The following is a 15808-nucleotide window of genomic DNA, read 5'->3' as shown; positions in this document are numbered from 1 at the left end:
AGGATATTGCAATGGAGCCCGGCATGAGCAAACCGGCTTATCTTTCCGACGAGGCACGCTGGCAAGCAATTGCCAACCGGGATGCGGCGGCGGACGGTTGTTTCGTCTATGGCGTGAAGACCACCAGAATCTATTGCAAGCCCAGCTCGCCCTCCCGGCTGCCGAAACGTAAGAATGTGGAGTTTTTCGCCACCCCGGCATTGGCCGAAGCCGCAGGTTACCGCCCCAGCCAGAGGAAGCAAGACAAAAATACCCTCGCCGCAGAAAGGGCAGCCCTGGTTGCCAAGGCATGCAAGCTCATCGAGGCGTCGGAAACGCCGCCCAGGCTGAACGACTTGGCCGCACGCATCGGCCTGAGTGCCTACCATTTCCACCGCATCTTCAAGGCCGAGACTGGATTGACGCCCAAGGCTTATGCAAGCGCCTACCGCGGGCGCAAGCTGCGGGCGCAGCTGGATACGCCGGACAACTCCGTCACGGACGCCATTTACGGCGCCGGCTTCAACTCCAGCAGCCGCTACTATGAAACTGCCGGGCAATTGCTCGGTATGCGGGCAAGCGACTACCGTACCGGAGGGAGCGGCGCCGTGATCCGCTTTGCCGTAGGGCAATGCGCGCTGGGCGCGATCCTGGTCGCCCAGAGCCAGAAGGGAATATGCGCCATCCTGCTGGGCGACGATCCTGAACAGATCGTGCGCGACCTGCAAGACCAGTTTCCCAAAGCGCGCCTGATTGGCGGAGACGAGGATTTCGAACAGTTGGTCGCCCAGGTCGTCGGCTTCGTCGAAGCGCCCTCGCTTGGCTTGAACCTGCCTCTGGATATCCGCGGCACGGTTTTCCAGGAGAGAGTATGGAAAGTGCTGAGAGAAATCCCGCCAGGAACTACCGTCAGCTATGCCGAAGTTGCAAAGCGCATGGGCTGCCCGCGCGCGGTCCGCGCCGTGGCGCAGGCCTGCGGCGCCAACAAGATCGCGGTCGCGATTCCCTGCCACCGCGTGGTGCGGCGGGATGGCGATATCTCCGGCTATCGCTGGGGCGTCGAGCGCAAACGCGAGTTGCTCGCGCGCGAGCAGGAATCATGAATACCGTGCCGCTCGCAGCTTTGAATTTAGGAACCAATTATCTTTCAATCGCCATCCGGGGATATTTCTTGCACTACGTGATAGGAGACAGTGAATGCCGCACCTATCGTTATTGATGGAAAGAATGAATACGCCGATTGGACAAATGCTGCTCGTCACGGACGAACATCAACGCGTTCGCGCCCTGGATTGGCAAGATCATGAAGACCGCCTGCACCTCTTGATGCAAAGGCAATACCGTGGCGATACCGTCATATTGAATACGCATTCAGGAACATCTCCAGCGGCCTTGGCAATGCAGGCGTATTTTGAAGGCGACCTTCAGATCATAGACACTATCGCGATTGCAACCGGAGGCACCGACTTCCAGAGAACGGTGTGGAAAGCATTAAGGGATATCATCCCGGGAACGCCCATCAGCTACACCGCCCTGGCGGAGAAGATAGGCAAGCCCTCGGCCGTGCGTGCCGTTGGGCTGGCGAATGGCGCCAACCCGGTCGGCATTATCGTGCCATGCCACAGAGTGATCGGGTCCGACAAATCCCTGACCGGATATGGGGGAGGATTGGAACGTAAAAAATGGCTGCTGAATCATGAACTGCCTAAAACAACAGCAGGGCAATTTAGCTTGCACTATTAATCAGCGTTTTAACCAAGGACTTGGCATGGCCAACGAAATCGCTGCCTTGCTGGCTTCTTTCCGTAATGGCCGCCCCTTCCACCACTAGCGCCAATTGCAATGCCAAGGCCTCGGCCTGCTTGATGCCGGCCTTCTCCGCCAACTCCGCAAACTGACTTCTCAATTGCCTGGAAAACTCCCGGGATCTCTGATTGACCGGATGATCAGACTGGGGAAACTCGACGCCGGCCTTGATCGAGGCAAACCCTTTGAAATCCTTTTCCCCGATGATATCCAGCAGGCCGACGACCAATGCCTCCAGTTCAGCCAACGCGCTTTCCTGCCGTGACGCCTCGGCCAGCCTTTGCCAGAGCTTCTCTTCCTGGGTGCGAAGGTGCTCGATGATGAGAAGCTCCTTCGACTTGAAGTATTTGTACAAGGTCACCTTGGCGACCTGCGCCTGGGCGGCGATGTTGTCCACGCTCGTCGAATTGATGCCTTGCCTGGAAAACAAATCGCCAGCTACCTCCAAGATGTACTCACGCATCCGCCTTGCCATATCAAACGCCCATTCCCAATATTATCTTTTGCTTGTTTTGCAACTTGGAGTAGCACTCCCAAGCCCGATGTTGTTCGTACCATGCCAACAATGCTTCCAGCTTCCGGCTATCCAATGCCGGGTTACTGGATAACCCAGACTGCACGACGTGCATGTAAGTCTGCAACTGATCCTGGGGAACGCTCGCATAGCTGGGGGCCGGGCAGATTCCCGACTGAATATTGCGTTTGAAGGCAAGCGCCTTAAGCAGCAGATCCGGGTCGATGGCGTCCACAACCGCAGCTTCTTGATATTCGGTGCCCTGCTGGGCAAATTGCGCCTGTTGATGTTGTCCTGAAGGCCAGACATGCAGGCCGAGAATAGCGATGGCAGTCACTGCCGCGGCATACCCGCCTGCGAGCAAGGATTTCTCAATCCTCGTCGCGAGCGGCGGCCGCGCGTCCGCCAATACGGTCTTTGCCGCCTGTTGGGCGGTTAGCAACGCGCCCGTCCCGGGACTGCGCAATTCCTCAGCGACCGCCCCTTGCAACAAAATCATCAACTGTGCAACGACGGCTGCAGGATTCTGCAGCTTTGCTACCGTAGCGAGTCGAAGCAAGTGCGCGCTTAATACGGGACAGACCGCAGCCAAAGAATGTTGCGATGCATACTCCTCAAGCGCCCTCTCCCGGATGCCGGGCGCACTCAGCCAAGTATCGAGAAGGGAATATACGCACAGCAGCTTCTCGGCCGGTTTTTTGCCGCTGCGTTCTATCATGTGGATCAACCATGCGCTATTGAGTAAATCCATTGCCTTGCCTTATATGTACTATACCGTTCATTCTGACACATATGCGTTCATCGAGTTATGAATGCAGTCTGGTGAAACAGCGCGGTAACTTCAGTTATTTGGCGGCTTCGCTCAACTGTTCGAGCTTATCCTTGATCAATTGGGCAAGTTTTTCCGCTGTGCGTATTGTGGTGTTTTTATCGCTCCACGAACTCTCCAGCTGGGCAGACTTGGACATGACGACAGCACGCTTTTTGACGTCCACCAAGATCAATCGTGGATAGACAAATAAATAGGTGGGTTTCAAGGCCACGCCAATCACCAGGTAATCCGCCCCGGTTTCCTTGTTGAGCTCAATCGCCGTTTCTACGTTGTCATAAAGATAGGTAGGCGAATGCTGCTCCACCTCCGATTTCACCTTGGCACCTTCCTGGATGACATTCACTCCCTTGTTTTTAAGCGCTTCCTTGAACTTGGTCGACAATAAATCGATGCGCTGCAGCTCTTCCGGCGCATTAGGCAGATTGGTCAGATCATTGAGCTCGAATGCCAACACTACGACTTTGGGCGACTGTTCAACCGCGAGGACAGTTCCCCACAACCCCAAGCCCAGGACTACCATCAATAATTTAAAAACCATGTGCATATTACAATCTCCATAGACTTTACCCGATAAAACCAAACCGTTTAGTTTAAAACTAAACTGTATAGTACATTTTTAGCATGAAGATGCAAAACTTCTTTTGCATTCCATCCTAGCGAGCATCTGGATCAGCCGCGCCCTTCATCCACAAACCCTCAACTTGAAAGACTATGCAAATGAAAAAGCCGAGCCCCTAGGACCACGAGGAAAGGTACGTAACCAAGTGAGCGACAAAATGCCAAGTAAAGATGAATCGGCAGAGTTATTGCTGTTGCCGTACGGCTTGGATTGGCATCTGTGGATTGACGATGAGGTATGGCGAGGTCTGCAGGCGCCAGATTTGGCAGGGATGCCGATGATGCAGCCGCTGACGGTGACTTTTTCGTGGATATTGCCCAGAGATAGGCAAATCACTCGCTTACAAAGCATCTTGCAAATCCACTACTTTATATTTGCAACATAATTTGAGAAGAATTCTGGCAATCGAACAATGATCAGCATTTTCCCCTTAAGTCCTTGTTTGGTTTCGCTGATACCAGTCCTTGCTGCGATTGACGATACAAACTACTGCGAGCATGGCCGGAACTTCAATCAGAACGCCAACGACCGTGGCTAAGGCCGCCCCCGAATGAAAGCCAAACAAACTGATAGCGGTGGCAACTGCCAATTCAAAAAAGTTACTCGCACCGATCAAGGCTGAGGGACAAGCCACGCTATGTCGTTCACGCGCTTTGTAGTTCAGCCAATAGGCCAGTCCAGCATTGAAGAATACCTGGATCAAGATAGGGACTGCCAGGAGTGCAATGACAAGTGGCTGCTCAATGATGGAGCGCCCCTGAAAGCCGAACAGCAAAATCAATGTCAGCAATAATGCAGCAATCGACCAGCTACCCGCAGCTTTCATGACCCGCTCAAAACTAGCTTGTCCTTTGGCCAGCACTACCTTGCGCAGCAATTGAGCCACCCACACCGGAATCACAATATAAAGCACAACAGATGTCGTGAGCGTAGCCCACGGCACACTGATCGCAGAAATGCCCAGCAGCAACCCGACCAAGGGAGCAAAGCCAAAGATCATGATGATATCGTTCAGTGCTACTTGGGATAAGGTAAACAAGGGGTCGCCTTGCGTGAGCCGGCTCCAGACAAACACCATCGCCGTGCAAGGAGCGGCAGCGAGCAGTATTAATCCGGCAATGTAGCTGTCTACCTGATCAGCAGGCATCATGCCGCCAAACAGATGTCGAATGAATAACCAGGCAAGCAATGTCATTGAGAATGGCTTGATCAGCCAATTCACAAATAGCGTGATACCGATACCTTTGACGTGCCGGCGTACTTGCCCCAGAGCTGAAAAATCCACCTTGGCCAGCATAGGGATGATCATGACCCAGATCAAAAACCCAACCGGTAAGTTCACTTGGGCAAATTCAAGCCGGGCAATCGCCTGGAATACGTCAGGCCAAAGCTGCCCTAAGGAAACCCCTATCAGTATGCACAAGGCTACCCAGAGGGTGAGATAGCGTTCAAACATACTCATTTGATGCTATCCAGCAAGTGTTTGATATCGGAGGCTCTCATGGCCTCTACTGGCAGGCTGATGAAGCGTTCCACGCAATGCTGTATCTGCCCGCGGATGCGTGAAAAAGCAATCCGCTTATCTTCATCGCTACCTTCAATAGCGGCGGGATCCTCAAAACCCCAATGTCCTGAAACCGGAGTACCAGGCCAGATGGGGCAGGCTTCTCCGGCTGCGTTATCACAAACAGTAATGACAATATCCATCCTTGGGGCCTCTGGTTTGGCAAACTCATCCCAGCTCTTGCTACGCAATTCTTCGGTGGAATACCCAAGGTCAGCAATTTGCTCGATGGCGAAGGGATTCACTTTGCCCGTGGGGTTACTGCCGGCACTATAGGCCTTGAACCTGCCCTGACCTAACTTGTTGAACAAGGCCTCTGCCATGATGCTTCTGGCGGAGTTGCCTGTGCAAAGGATGAGGACATTGAAAGTTTTAATGGTCATTTGGCAGATGCTTTAGAAAGTTGAAATTGCACTGGAGTGCACGGAACACCGCCACAGCAATTCTCAGTGAGGTAGGCCAGGACACTGTGCATGTGCTCGTAATTGGCTGAGTAGATGACAAAACGGCCTTCATTACGCGACGTCACTAGCTGGGCATGGCTGAGTTCTTTCATATGGAAAGATAATGAAGATGGGGCGATGCCCAAAGACTCGCTGATCTTGCCTGCGGCCAAACCAGCTGTCCCAGCCTGCACGAGAAGTCGATATATTGAGAGCCGGGATTCCTGGGCAAGAGCGGCTAACGCTGTAACGATGATTTTTGATTCCATATTTCAATAATATTTGAACAATAGAACCAAATCAATCAACACATAATCACGATTTGCTTATTTAAACTGGGTAGGCTGACCTCGGCATTGGCCAGGACGAATAATGGCATGATGCCGAATGCCACCCAGGAATGAAGTGCCATTTGGATGCGAGTCACCGGCGGCGGCTCGCGTTGGGCAATACGGAGCTTACGCAGTGGTTGTGCCAGTTGTTAGTTATCTGAGGACGCTTCCTTGAGCAACTGGCGATGAACGCGTGAGAAAGCACCGGGGTCATGAGCCCGAAGACTACGCCAGCCAGGCTGGGATGGGCTCCGGTGATGAGCAACCCGATCCAGATGATGGCACTAGGCAGAACCTATGCCCATACGCTGTAGCAGGATGAGGCTGCTAATACTCTGGATTTAAATTGCAAACGACATGACCCACCCCCCTAGCGCAGCTATCAGGACGACTAGGGCAGGCGGTACACGGCCATAAACCAGCAGCCCAAATGCAGTCAGCGCAAGCCCAAAGTCTGCTGTGCTATGAATGGAGCTGGTCCACACCGGATCATAAAGGGCTGACAGCAGGATACCGACCACACTGGCGTTGATCCCTGCTATTGTAGTTTGGATACCCCGGCGGTGGCGGAGGCTTTCCCATAAAGGTAGCGCGCCGATGAGCACCAGACAAGCCGGCAGGAAGATTACCCCAAGTAACACGAACCCACCTAACCAGCCGTGTAGTGGACCCTGAGCCACGGCGCCCAGATATGCCGCGAAGGCGAACAGCGGCCCAGGTACAGCTTGAACTGCGCCATAGCCTGCTAGAAAATCAGCATTGCTCACTGTTCCACTGGGTATGACCGTGGCCTGGAGTAACGGTAAGACGACGTGACCGCCACCAAAGACAAGTGCGCCAGAGTAATAAACGCCTTGGAGCAGTGCCCAGCTCGAAGAACCGCTGACTGCAGCCCATAGTGGCAGGACAACTAATGATACGGCAAATAGCAGCAAGACGACGATGCCGAGTTTGCGCGAGACGGGATATACATGTGCTTGGCTAATAACCTGCTGTGATAAAGTGAGTCGCCAGCGGCCCAGCAGGCCTCCAACGACGATGGCAGCGATCTGTCCCGTGGCAGTTGGCAGGAGCAGGGTCAGAAGCGCGCCTAGGATAGCCAGGACGGCACGAGGCTGATCTGGGCATAGCGACTTGGCCATATTCCAGACCGCCTGCGCTACTATTGCCACTGCGACAACCTTCAAACCATGCACCCAGCCTGATTCGATCAATCCTTGGTACTGAATGATGCCGAAGGCGAATAGGATCAGCGCTATTGCCGATGGCAAGGTAAAGCCCGCCCAAGCCGCCAGCATGCCCGGCCAACCCGCCCGACCCAGGCCTAGCGCCATACCAACTTGGCTGCTGGTCGGTCCCGGGAGAAGCTGGCAGAGTGCGACAAGATCAGAATAGCCACGGTCATCAATCCAGCAGCGACGCTCGACGAATTCCGTACGGAAATAGCCCAGGTGTGCGATAGGACCGCCAAAAGAGGTTAGTCCCAGCCTTAAAAACACCAAAAAAACATGCCAGGCATTGTCATGCACTGTGGTGGCCGATACTGACATCACATGGCTTTCTGCTACAGGTGCCGAGACAAGGCTTCGACCCTATTCTTGCGTTCGCCGTATCGGTCGACAAGTAACGGGGAGATATCACGAGTGAGTATAGTGAACTTCACCAACTCTTCCATGACATCCACCACCCGGTCATAGTCGCTAGAAGGCTTCATGCGACCAGCCTCATCAAACGCCTGAAATGCTTTGAGCAATGATACCTCTACATTAGCTAAGCCATCGTCATGTGTATTCATTGAGGTCAATCCTTGTCTACTGTCGCCGATACCAAATCTTACTATTATTGACGATGTACACCACGGCCAGCATCGCTGGAACTTTAATTAACACGCCAAGACGGCGGAAGGCAGGGTTAAATAGTGGCTTACTGCCCAAGTTCAAGAGGACTCTTGAGTCGCGCCTCCGTCGTGTGCTGACAGCAACGATTCGCGCTTCTCCGCCCATTTCAGCATTGCATCCAAAGCGGGGCACAAGGCCTGCCCCCATTCCGTCAGTCGGTACTCGACCTTTGGGGGTACTTGCGGATAAAGCTTGCGCGAAACGATTCCGTCCGCTTCCAACTGACGAAGCTGCTGGGCCAGCATCTTCTGAGAAATCCCGGGAATCAGCTTCTCGAAGTCGGAATAGCGTTGCACTTGTCCACCGAAAAGATGGAAAAGAATGATCAGCTTCCATCGGCCTTCCAGTAGCCGAATGACTTCTTCTACGCCAACGGCGGCAGTGGCGGGTGTGTATATTTTTCCCATGTCTCAGTAACTTACTTTTTAGTGCGTTCTTGATAGTTTGAAAGTATATGGCGAAAATTCTCATACAGTAAATCACAGCGAGAACGCAACCATGCCCCTTTCACTACCGGATCCAGTCTCCGTTTACTTCGAGATCAGCAATGGCTCGGACATCTCTCAAATTTCCCATTGCTTCACATCGGATGCGATTGTTGTGGACGAAGGCAAGACGCATCGGGGACATGTAGCCATCCAGGCATGGCAGCGCGAGGCACAGAAGGCATTCAAGTACACGGTTGAGCCTGTCGGCGTCTCCCGAGAAGGGGCTCGCTTGAAGGTCGCAGCCAATGTCGTCGGCAATTTCCCTGGCAGCCCGGCGCAACTCGACCACGTGTTCGGTCTGGATGGCGACAAGATCAAGTCACTGGAGATCGGTTGATGTCCATGAACCTGGAATTACAAGGGCTTTTCATTTCACTGCCTGCAGCAGGATCAAACTGCAGGTGAACGATATCCCTACAAACCTTCCTTCTGATAGCCACCTCCAAGGCCGATCCAACCCCCAATTGCTCCAAGGGCGCAGCAGGTAATCGAACACTCGCGCTATTACCCCATTAAAGATATCCAGCAAGGTAGCCAAATATAACCATCCTTCACGGGGTTCAACCAGGGTGCAACCGTATAGCACTCAATCTCTCGACCCTAGAAGGCCTATACCATCATGATATAGACCTTGCTGCTTACATGCTTCCCAAGTCCTCTATGGCATCGATCACCATGCCAGTGCCAATAGCGATCATGAGAATGTCTGCTGCCACTCTGACATATTTATAGCCACGCGGTGGTGGGTCCAGTCTGGCCATGATGACTGGAGGTAGGTCGTAATACACGACATCGCGCGGTAGTGGATAGCCTCTACGCCATTTTTTGGCTTGTCCTGGCGGCATGCAGCCATTATTCTTTTTCGCTAACCCAGGTGGGCAATGGCCTGCGTGGTATTGATCGCGATAGTAGTCCTGGATGATGACGCGTTGGTTGGTGGAGAAGTGGATGTCGATATCGATGTTGCCTCCATCCCTGCGACCATCGTAGGAGTAACGGTCAGAGCCTCCTCCTTGTTGTTGCTGTTTTTTCATTTGTCCGGGAGGGCCGCTATTTCCATTGCCTTTTCCGTGTGGTGGGTCTGCTAGTAGCGGGCTGCTTAAACTCAGGCTGATACAGAAGACTGAGATACCCAGCAATATCTGTTTGGCTGTTGCGTTCATGGCTCTCTCCATAGTTGTGAGAATATAAGTTTTATTATGATGGGGGTTTTGCAATGTTGAGACTGAGTATCATTTATTTTTATTAAAATCAGTCACTTACAGTTAAAACTGGCCTATTGTAACTAATCCTGGACTATAGAAATACGCGCCATAACAATAAAATTGAATCAATCATTCCAGTTGCCCTCTCTGTCAGGTATTTTTCATGCTGAGCAATTGGAAAGAACAAGCATTTGCACTCCAGACCCGCCACATGCCGTCGATCATGGCGAACTATGTCAGCCATTGTGGAATAGGCGTGGAAAATCCTTTCAACGCCTATGGCCTACTCGGCGTCCTGCAGAGTGTGGACGCGCTTGCCGATTGTTTCTGTATAACTGATCCCGCCATCCAAGCAACGCAGATACTATCTTCGCCTTGACCAGCGGTAGCATATCCGCCTCCACTTAGGGTTGTCCCATTAATATCAGAGAACATACTCTTGAATTCAATAATCTAGTTTTCGATTGCAAAAATCTTGATTTAAATTTCAGGCGACAAAAAAATTTCAAAATCCACCCTTGAAAAACCACTACATCGTCCCTATCATTAGCACTCAATAGGGTGGAGTGCTAAACCGCCCTAGCAACCAAACTTGTAACAAACCCAATGATCATTTAAAGATTTTAGGAGAGAAACTCATGGCAATTCGCCCATTGCAAGACCGCGTTATCGTGAAACGCCTGGAAGAAGAGCGCAAGACCGCATCCGGGATCGTGATTCCTGACTCCGCAGCTGAAAAACCAGATCAAGGTGAAGTGATTGCTGTTGGTCCTGGCAAGAAGGACGACAACGGCAAGGCGATCGCCCTGGACGTCAAGGTGGGTGACAAGGTGTTGTTCGGCAAATATGCAGGCCAGGCCGTCAAGGTAAACGGCGAAGAAGTGCTGGTGCTGCGCGAAGATGACATTCTGGGTGTTGTGGAAGCCTAATAGCGGCACAACATTAGCTCAAACAAGTTTATTAGGAGATATAAATGGCTGCAAAACAAGTGATTTTCGGCGATGAGGCACGTGCCAAGATCGTTAATGGCGTGAATGTTCTGGCAAACGCCGTCAAGGTGACCCTGGGCCCTAAGGGCCGCAATGTTGTCCTGGAGCGTTCCTTCGGCTCCCCAACCGTCACAAAGGACGGCGTTTCCGTTGCCAAGGAAATCGAGTTGAGCGACAAGCTGGAAAACATGGGTGCGCAACTGGTGAAGGAAGTCGCTTCCAAGACCAATGACAACGCCGGCGACGGCACCACTACCGCTACCGTACTGGCACAAGCCATCGTACGCGAAGGTTTCAAGTACGTAGCTGCCGGCTTCAACCCGACAGACCTCAAGCGCGGTATCGACAAGGCTGTTGCCGAGATCGTCAACGAGATCAAGGCGATCTCCAAGCCAACCACCACCAGCAAGGAAATTGCCCAGGTAGGTTCCATTTCCGCCAACTCCGATGCGGATATCGGCCAGATCATTGCTGACGCGATGGACAAGGTAGGCAAGGAAGGCGTGATCACCGTTGAAGACGGTTCCGGCCTCGAAAACGAGCTGGATGTCGTAGAAGGCATGCAATTCGACCGCGGCTACCTGTCCCCATACTTCATCAACAATCCAGAGCGCCAGATCGCCCTGCTGGAAAACCCGTTCGTTCTGCTCTACGACAAGAAGATCAGCAACATCCGCGATCTGCTGCCGACCCTGGAGCAAGTTGCCAAGGCTGGCCGTCCCCTGCTGATCATCGCGGAAGACGTTGAAGGCGAAGCGTTGGCGACCCTGGTGGTGAACAACATCCGCGGCATCCTGAAGACCGTAGCTGTCAAGGCGCCTGGTTTCGGCGACCGCCGCAAGGCCATGCTGGAAGATATCGCCATCCTGACCGGCGGCAACGTGATTGCTGAAGAAGTCGGCCTGAGCCTGGAAAAAGTGACCCTGGAAGACCTCGGCCAAGCCAAGCGCGTCGAGATCGGCAAGGAAAACACCACCATCATCGACGGCAACGGTACCGAGAGCAACATCAAGGTGCGTATCGACCAGATCAAGAAGCAGATCGAAGAAGCCACCAGCGACTATGATCGTGAAAAACTGCAAGAACGCGTAGCCAAGCTGGCTGGCGGCGTTGCCGTGATCAAGGTCGGTGCCGCCACCGAAACCGAAATGAAGGAAAAGAAGGCTCGCGTTGAAGATGCGTTGCACGCTACCCGCGCTGCCGTTGAAGAAGGCATCGTGCCTGGCGGCGGCGTTGCACTGCTGCGCGCCCGCGCTTCCATCAAGGAACTGAAGGGTGAGAACCCAGATCAGGACGCAGGTATCAAGATCGTGCTGCGCGCGATTGAAGAGCCGCTACGCCAGATCGTGGCTAACGCCGGCGACGAACCCTCTGTTGTCGTCAACAAGGTACTGGAAGGCACTGGTAACTACGGTTACAACGCTTCCAACGGCACTTATGGCGACCTGGTCGAATTAGGCGTTCTCGATCCAGCCAAGGTGACACGTTCCGCGTTGCAGAACGCTGCTTCAGTCGCTTCCCTGATCCTGACTACCGATGCATTGGTAGCAGAGCTGCCTAAGGAAGAATCTGCACCAGCTATGCCTGATGCAGGTGGTATGGGCGGCATGGGCTTCTAATCCACCCCTACTCATAGGTTGCCACAAGGCAATCTCAAATAAAAAGCCCCGGTTCGCCGGGGCTTTTTATTTGTTCGTTCCGCCAAGCAAGCAAGAAGCTAGTTCAGCCTGCCGTGAATTCGTCATACTTGTCTGCCAGAATATTTATTCCCACATACAATCAATAAAGCATATACTCGCAAATGATTAGCATTGTTAATTAAAAAATCAAGGGCCTAAGACCCAATAGAGCAAGACTCGGAAACAACAGGCAAAAAAAACCCCGATTAAAGGGGAGTAAAATCGGGGTTAAGCATTTAAGCCTCATTGGGATAAGGCTTCCCGCTCAGGGAGGAAAGCGGGAGACGAGTGCGTCGTCTGGAAAATAAGACCGGGCCTTAATCGGATAGTTCATCCAAAGTGCGTTTTTTACATCTGCTTACAATTGCGCACTAAAAGTGCACGCCTGCTTCATTAGCAACACCTGCCTCGGCGGTTCTCTTCAATGCGCTCACCTGCGATAATGCAGGCTATGATGAATTCCACCTTCTCCACTTCTCTGCTCGACGGCCTCAATGAAAAACAACTGGAAGCCGTTACCCTTCCGCACCAGTCCGCGCTGATCCTGGCCGGGGCCGGCAGCGGCAAGACCCGCGTACTCACGACTCGCATCGCCTGGCTGATCCAGACCGGGCAAGTCTCCCCGCACGGCATTCTTTCCGTGACCTTCACCAACAAGGCCGCCAAGGAAATGCTCACCCGCTTGGGCGCCATGCTGCCGATCAACATTCGCGGCATGTGGGCCGGCACTTTCCACGGCTTGTGCAATCGCCTGTTGAGGGCGCACCATCGCGAGGCAGAATTGCCTGCTACATTTCAGATCCTGGATACCGCAGACCAGCTTTCCGCCATCAAGCGCGTCATGAAGGCGATGAATGTCGATGACGAGAAATTCCCGCCCAAGCAGGTGCTGGGCTACATCAACAGCTGCAAGGAAGAAGGCCTGCGCGCCTATGCGGTGGAAGCCTACGACAGCCACTCGCAACGCATGCGCGAAATCTTCGAGGAATACGATAAACAGTGCCAGCGCGAAGGCGTGGTGGATTTTGCCGAGCTGCTGCTGCGATGCTACGAGCTATTGAGCAGGAACAACAGCATCCGCGAACATTACCAGCACCGCTTCAAATACATCCTGGTAGACGAGTTCCAGGATACCAACCGCCTGCAATACCTGTGGCTGAAGCTCCTTGCAGGTGCGGACAACTGCATCTTCGCCGTGGGCGACGACGACCAGTCCATCTATGCCTTCCGTGGCGCGCGCGTCGGCAACATGCGCGACTTCGAGCAGGACTTCAACGTGCAGAACGTCGTCAAGCTGGAGCAGAACTACCGTTCCCACAGCAATATCCTCGATGCGGCCAACGCCATCATCATGCATAACCGCAACCGCCTGGGCAAGAACCTCTGGACCTCTGCCGGCAAGGGCGAGCCCATCCGCGTATATGAAGGCTACAACGATAAGGACGAGGCCACATTCATCGTCGACGAGATCAAGGCCCTGCACAAGGAAGGCACCGAGCTTAGCCAGATCGCCCTGCTCTACCGCTCCAATGCCCAGTCGCGCATCCTTGAGCACGAGCTGTTTTCCGCAGGCCTGCCTTACCGCGTCTACGGCGGCTTGCGCTTCTTCGAGCGCGCCGAGGTCAAGCATGCGCTCGCCTATCTGCGCCTGATCGCCAGCGGCGACGACGACACCGCCCTACTGCGCGTGATCAACTTCCCGACGCGCGGCATCGGCGCTCGCAGCCTGGAGCAATTGCAGGAACTGGCGCGCCAGCAGGAAAGCAGCCTGTGGCAGGCGGCATGCGCGAAAGCCGGCGACGGCAAGCCAGGCCGCGGCCTGGACGGCTTCGTCGCCCTGGTCAAGCAGATGCAGGAAGAATCCATCGGCCTCACGCTTGCAGAGCAGGTCGAGCTTGCCACCCGGCTTTCCGGCCTGCGCGACCACTATGCGGCGGACAAGGAAGGCGAAGACCGCCTCGCCAACCTGGATGAGCTGGTGAATGCTGCAATTGCTTTCATGAACCAGGACATCGGCATGCAGGTGGACGAGAATGGCGAGGTTGCCATGTCCATCCTCGCGCAATTCCTCGCCCATGCCAGCCTGGAGGCCGGCGAACACCAGGCCGATGTCGGCCGCGACGCGCTGCAGTTGATGACCGTGCATGCCGCCAAGGGCCTGGAATTCAATACCGTTTTCATCAGCGGCCTGGAAGAAGGGCTATTCCCGCACGAGCAGAGCAGTTACGAATCAAACGGCCTGGAGGAAGAACGCCGCCTGATGTACGTGGCCGTGACCCGCGCACGCCAGCGGCTTTATATCAGCTTTGCGCAAAACCGCATGCTGCACGGGCAGGTACGTTATGGCATTCCGTCACGCTTCCTGGATGAAATCCCGGAAGCGCTGGTCAAACGCCTGAACACCGTCTCGAACAAATCCTATGGCGGCGCCAGCCAATACACGGCTGCCGCCGCCCCGGCTCCTCGCCCTCAAGCCAGCATGCCTTGGAAAATCGGCCAGGCCGTGGCCCACAGCAAGTTCGGCCAGGGCGTGGTAGTCAATTACGAAGGCAATGCCAACGACCTGCGCGTGCAGGTCAATTTCGGGCGGGAAGGCTTGAAGTGGCTGGCGCTGGAATACGCCAAGCTGGAAACGCTATAGCAGTTCGACGCGGTCAGGCCGCGGCATCTTGAAGATGTCACGGTTGCTGACGTACTGGAACGCCAGCATGAGGGCGCTGGCGAACAGCATGCAGGCAAACACCAGCACCAGCATCAAGAACCCGCCCATGGCCTTGGAGGCTGCAGACATCATCCCCACCAGCACGCCTGCCAGCGTCATGCTCAACATGATGATCAATGTCACGGACACCCACGTCAGCAGCAAAGGCAGCAGATATTGGATAAACGCGGCCAGACTGGACTTGATGGCGCGCACCACTGAATACTGCTGGAACGCGACCAATGCCGGGGCGAACCAGATCACTAGCACCAGCGGCACCAGCAGCAACATCAACTTGACCAGGATGGGGAAGGACTGTTCCAGCACCTGCTCCGGGCTTTCTTCGCTCCTGGCCAGGGCTTCCAGCTTCATGGCGTCTTCTGCCGTCAGGATATTGATGAGCAGCACGTATGCGACGCAGATGGCGCCCAGGCCCAGCAGCTTCCTGAAACTGGGCTTGATTTCATTGAGCAGGTCGCCCAAGTCGCTGTCGCGGCCGGCATCGGCATCGCGGTAGAAACCTACCGCCAGAGCCAGGAAAGCCGGCAGCAAGAGGAAGGAAACGAATTTCAGGCCTATCAAGCCAGGCAGCATAGCGAAAAAAAACACATGCGCCAGGCCGAGCAGCATCCACTTGCCCGGTTTTTGGCGGAACAAGGCGATTATGTCGCGCACCCACGCGTTCACTTGGCCGAAAATGGTTGGTTTGGCTTGCATGTCGTCCCTTAAAGTAGCCGGCAACGCTGCGCCAGCATGTTC

21 protein-coding genes are annotated in these 15808 nt (G+C 54.2%); 8 read left to right on the top strand and 13 right to left on the bottom strand.

Annotated elements, in window-relative coordinates; genetic code table 11:
• The first annotated feature begins 23 nt into the window (after nucleotides 1-23).
• Nucleotides 24-1082, top strand: a complete 1059-nt coding sequence (gene ada, locus ACKF11_RS00490) for a bifunctional DNA-binding transcriptional regulator/O6-methylguanine-DNA methyltransferase Ada (RefSeq protein ID WP_407994645.1) — start codon at nucleotides 24-26, stop codon at nucleotides 1080-1082.
• A 94-nt stretch (nucleotides 1083-1176) separates the two neighbouring features.
• Entirely contained in the window at nucleotides 1177-1722 is a 546-nt protein-coding gene (locus tag ACKF11_RS00485) for a methylated-DNA--[protein]-cysteine S-methyltransferase (RefSeq protein ID WP_407995576.1), read from the top strand.
• Here ACKF11_RS00485 and ACKF11_RS00480 read toward each other — a convergent pair.
• The 3 genes from ACKF11_RS00480 to ACKF11_RS00470 form a co-directional block, all read right to left on the bottom strand.
• Nucleotides 1706-2248: a TetR/AcrR family transcriptional regulator gene (locus ACKF11_RS00480; RefSeq protein ID WP_407995575.1), complete on the bottom strand. Its 543-nt coding sequence runs from the start codon at nucleotides 2246-2248 to the stop codon at nucleotides 1706-1708. The genes ACKF11_RS00485 and ACKF11_RS00480 overlap by 17 nt on opposite strands.
• 13 nt (nucleotides 2249-2261) lie before the next feature.
• Nucleotides 2262-3017, bottom strand: coding sequence for a hypothetical protein (locus ACKF11_RS00475; protein WP_407995574.1), 756 nt, complete (start codon nucleotides 3015-3017; stop codon nucleotides 2262-2264).
• Between the two features lie 127 nt (nucleotides 3018-3144).
• A complete protein-coding gene (locus ACKF11_RS00470; RefSeq protein WP_407995573.1) occupies nucleotides 3145-3675 on the bottom strand; it encodes a DUF2380 domain-containing protein in 531 nt (176 codons plus the stop codon).
• Nucleotides 3676-3772: 97 nt separating this feature from the next.
• Here ACKF11_RS00470 and ACKF11_RS00465 point away from each other — a divergent pair, with 97 nt between their 5' ends.
• The gene (locus ACKF11_RS00465; RefSeq protein WP_407994640.1) at nucleotides 3773-4135 is read left to right on the top strand and encodes a hypothetical protein; all 363 of its coding nucleotides are present in this window, start codon (nucleotides 3773-3775) and stop codon (nucleotides 4133-4135) included.
• A 45-nt stretch (nucleotides 4136-4180) separates the two neighbouring features.
• On the opposite strand, the gene arsB is transcribed toward ACKF11_RS00465, so the two are convergent.
• The 8 genes from arsB to ACKF11_RS00430 all read right to left on the bottom strand — a co-directional run bounded on the left by arsB (nucleotide 4181) and on the right by ACKF11_RS00430 (nucleotide 8394).
• Nucleotides 4181-5212 (bottom strand): ACR3 family arsenite efflux transporter, encoded by a 1032-nt coding sequence (arsB, locus tag ACKF11_RS00460; RefSeq protein ID WP_407995572.1) that lies wholly within the window; start codon nucleotides 5210-5212, stop codon nucleotides 4181-4183.
• On the bottom strand, nucleotides 5209-5697 hold the full coding sequence (locus ACKF11_RS00455; protein ID WP_407995571.1) for an arsenate reductase ArsC: 489 nt from the start codon (nucleotides 5695-5697) through the stop codon (nucleotides 5209-5211). Before ACKF11_RS00455 ends, arsB begins: the two co-directional genes overlap by 4 nt.
• Nucleotides 5694-6026: an ArsR/SmtB family transcription factor gene (locus ACKF11_RS00450; RefSeq protein WP_309564274.1), complete on the bottom strand. Its 333-nt coding sequence runs from the start codon at nucleotides 6024-6026 to the stop codon at nucleotides 5694-5696. The genes ACKF11_RS00455 and ACKF11_RS00450 overlap by 4 nt, the downstream gene beginning before the upstream one ends.
• A gap of 35 nt (nucleotides 6027-6061) precedes the next feature.
• Entirely contained in the window at nucleotides 6062-6208 is a 147-nt protein-coding gene (locus ACKF11_RS00445) for a Na+/H+ antiporter NhaA (protein WP_407996021.1), read from the bottom strand.
• Nucleotides 6181-6348 (bottom strand): hypothetical protein, encoded by a 168-nt coding sequence (locus ACKF11_RS15315; RefSeq protein WP_473234710.1) that lies wholly within the window; start codon nucleotides 6346-6348, stop codon nucleotides 6181-6183. Before ACKF11_RS15315 ends, ACKF11_RS00445 begins: the two co-directional genes overlap by 28 nt.
• A gap of 82 nt (nucleotides 6349-6430) precedes the next feature.
• Entirely contained in the window at nucleotides 6431-7639 is a 1209-nt protein-coding gene (gene chrA / locus ACKF11_RS00440) for a chromate efflux transporter (RefSeq protein WP_407995570.1), read from the bottom strand.
• Between the two features lie 14 nt (nucleotides 7640-7653).
• On the bottom strand, nucleotides 7654-7803 hold the full coding sequence (locus ACKF11_RS00435) for a hypothetical protein (protein WP_457137258.1): 150 nt from the start codon (nucleotides 7801-7803) through the stop codon (nucleotides 7654-7656).
• 222 nt (nucleotides 7804-8025) lie between these two features.
• Nucleotides 8026-8394, bottom strand: a complete 369-nt coding sequence (locus tag ACKF11_RS00430) for a winged helix-turn-helix transcriptional regulator (protein WP_309564273.1) — start codon at nucleotides 8392-8394, stop codon at nucleotides 8026-8028.
• A 91-nt stretch (nucleotides 8395-8485) separates the two neighbouring features.
• Here ACKF11_RS00430 and ACKF11_RS00425 point away from each other — a divergent pair, with 91 nt between their 5' ends.
• Entirely contained in the window at nucleotides 8486-8812 is a 327-nt protein-coding gene (locus ACKF11_RS00425) for a nuclear transport factor 2 family protein (RefSeq protein ID WP_407995569.1), read from the top strand.
• A 301-nt stretch (nucleotides 8813-9113) separates the two neighbouring features.
• Here the strand turns inward: ACKF11_RS00425 and ACKF11_RS00420 are convergent, their stop codons facing one another.
• Nucleotides 9114-9638, bottom strand: a complete 525-nt coding sequence (locus tag ACKF11_RS00420) for an RcnB family protein (RefSeq protein WP_407995568.1) — start codon at nucleotides 9636-9638, stop codon at nucleotides 9114-9116.
• A 205-nt stretch (nucleotides 9639-9843) separates the two neighbouring features.
• On the opposite strand from ACKF11_RS00420, the gene ACKF11_RS00415 reads away from it, so the two are divergent.
• The 4 genes from ACKF11_RS00415 to ACKF11_RS00400 all read left to right on the top strand — a co-directional run bounded on the left by ACKF11_RS00415 (nucleotide 9844) and on the right by ACKF11_RS00400 (nucleotide 14989).
• Entirely contained in the window at nucleotides 9844-10059 is a 216-nt protein-coding gene (locus ACKF11_RS00415) for a hypothetical protein (protein WP_407995567.1), read from the top strand.
• Between the two features lie 259 nt (nucleotides 10060-10318).
• Entirely contained in the window at nucleotides 10319-10609 is a 291-nt protein-coding gene (gene groES / locus ACKF11_RS00410) for a co-chaperone GroES (RefSeq protein WP_309564260.1), read from the top strand.
• A 44-nt stretch (nucleotides 10610-10653) separates the two neighbouring features.
• On the top strand, nucleotides 10654-12288 hold the full coding sequence (gene groL / locus ACKF11_RS00405) for a chaperonin GroEL (protein ID WP_407995566.1): 1635 nt from the start codon (nucleotides 10654-10656) through the stop codon (nucleotides 12286-12288).
• A gap of 502 nt (nucleotides 12289-12790) precedes the next feature.
• Nucleotides 12791-14989 carry a UvrD-helicase domain-containing protein gene (locus tag ACKF11_RS00400; protein WP_407995565.1) on the top strand — a complete coding sequence of 733 codons (2199 nt, stop codon included), beginning with the start codon at nucleotides 12791-12793 and terminating at the stop codon, nucleotides 14987-14989.
• Here the strand turns inward: ACKF11_RS00400 and ACKF11_RS00395 are convergent.
• Entirely contained in the window at nucleotides 14984-15766 is a 783-nt protein-coding gene (locus ACKF11_RS00395) for a BPSS1780 family membrane protein (RefSeq protein ID WP_407994621.1), read from the bottom strand. The two genes, ACKF11_RS00400 and ACKF11_RS00395, sit on opposite strands and share 6 nt — an antisense overlap.
• Between the last annotated feature and the right edge of the window lie 42 nt (nucleotides 15767-15808).

The sequence above is a fragment of the Methylobacillus draconifructus genome (assembly GCF_045984385.1).
GTDB lineage: Bacteria > Pseudomonadota > Gammaproteobacteria > Burkholderiales > Methylophilaceae > Methylobacillus > Methylobacillus flagellatus_A.
This window is presented reverse-complemented; position numbering and strand designations above follow the sequence as displayed.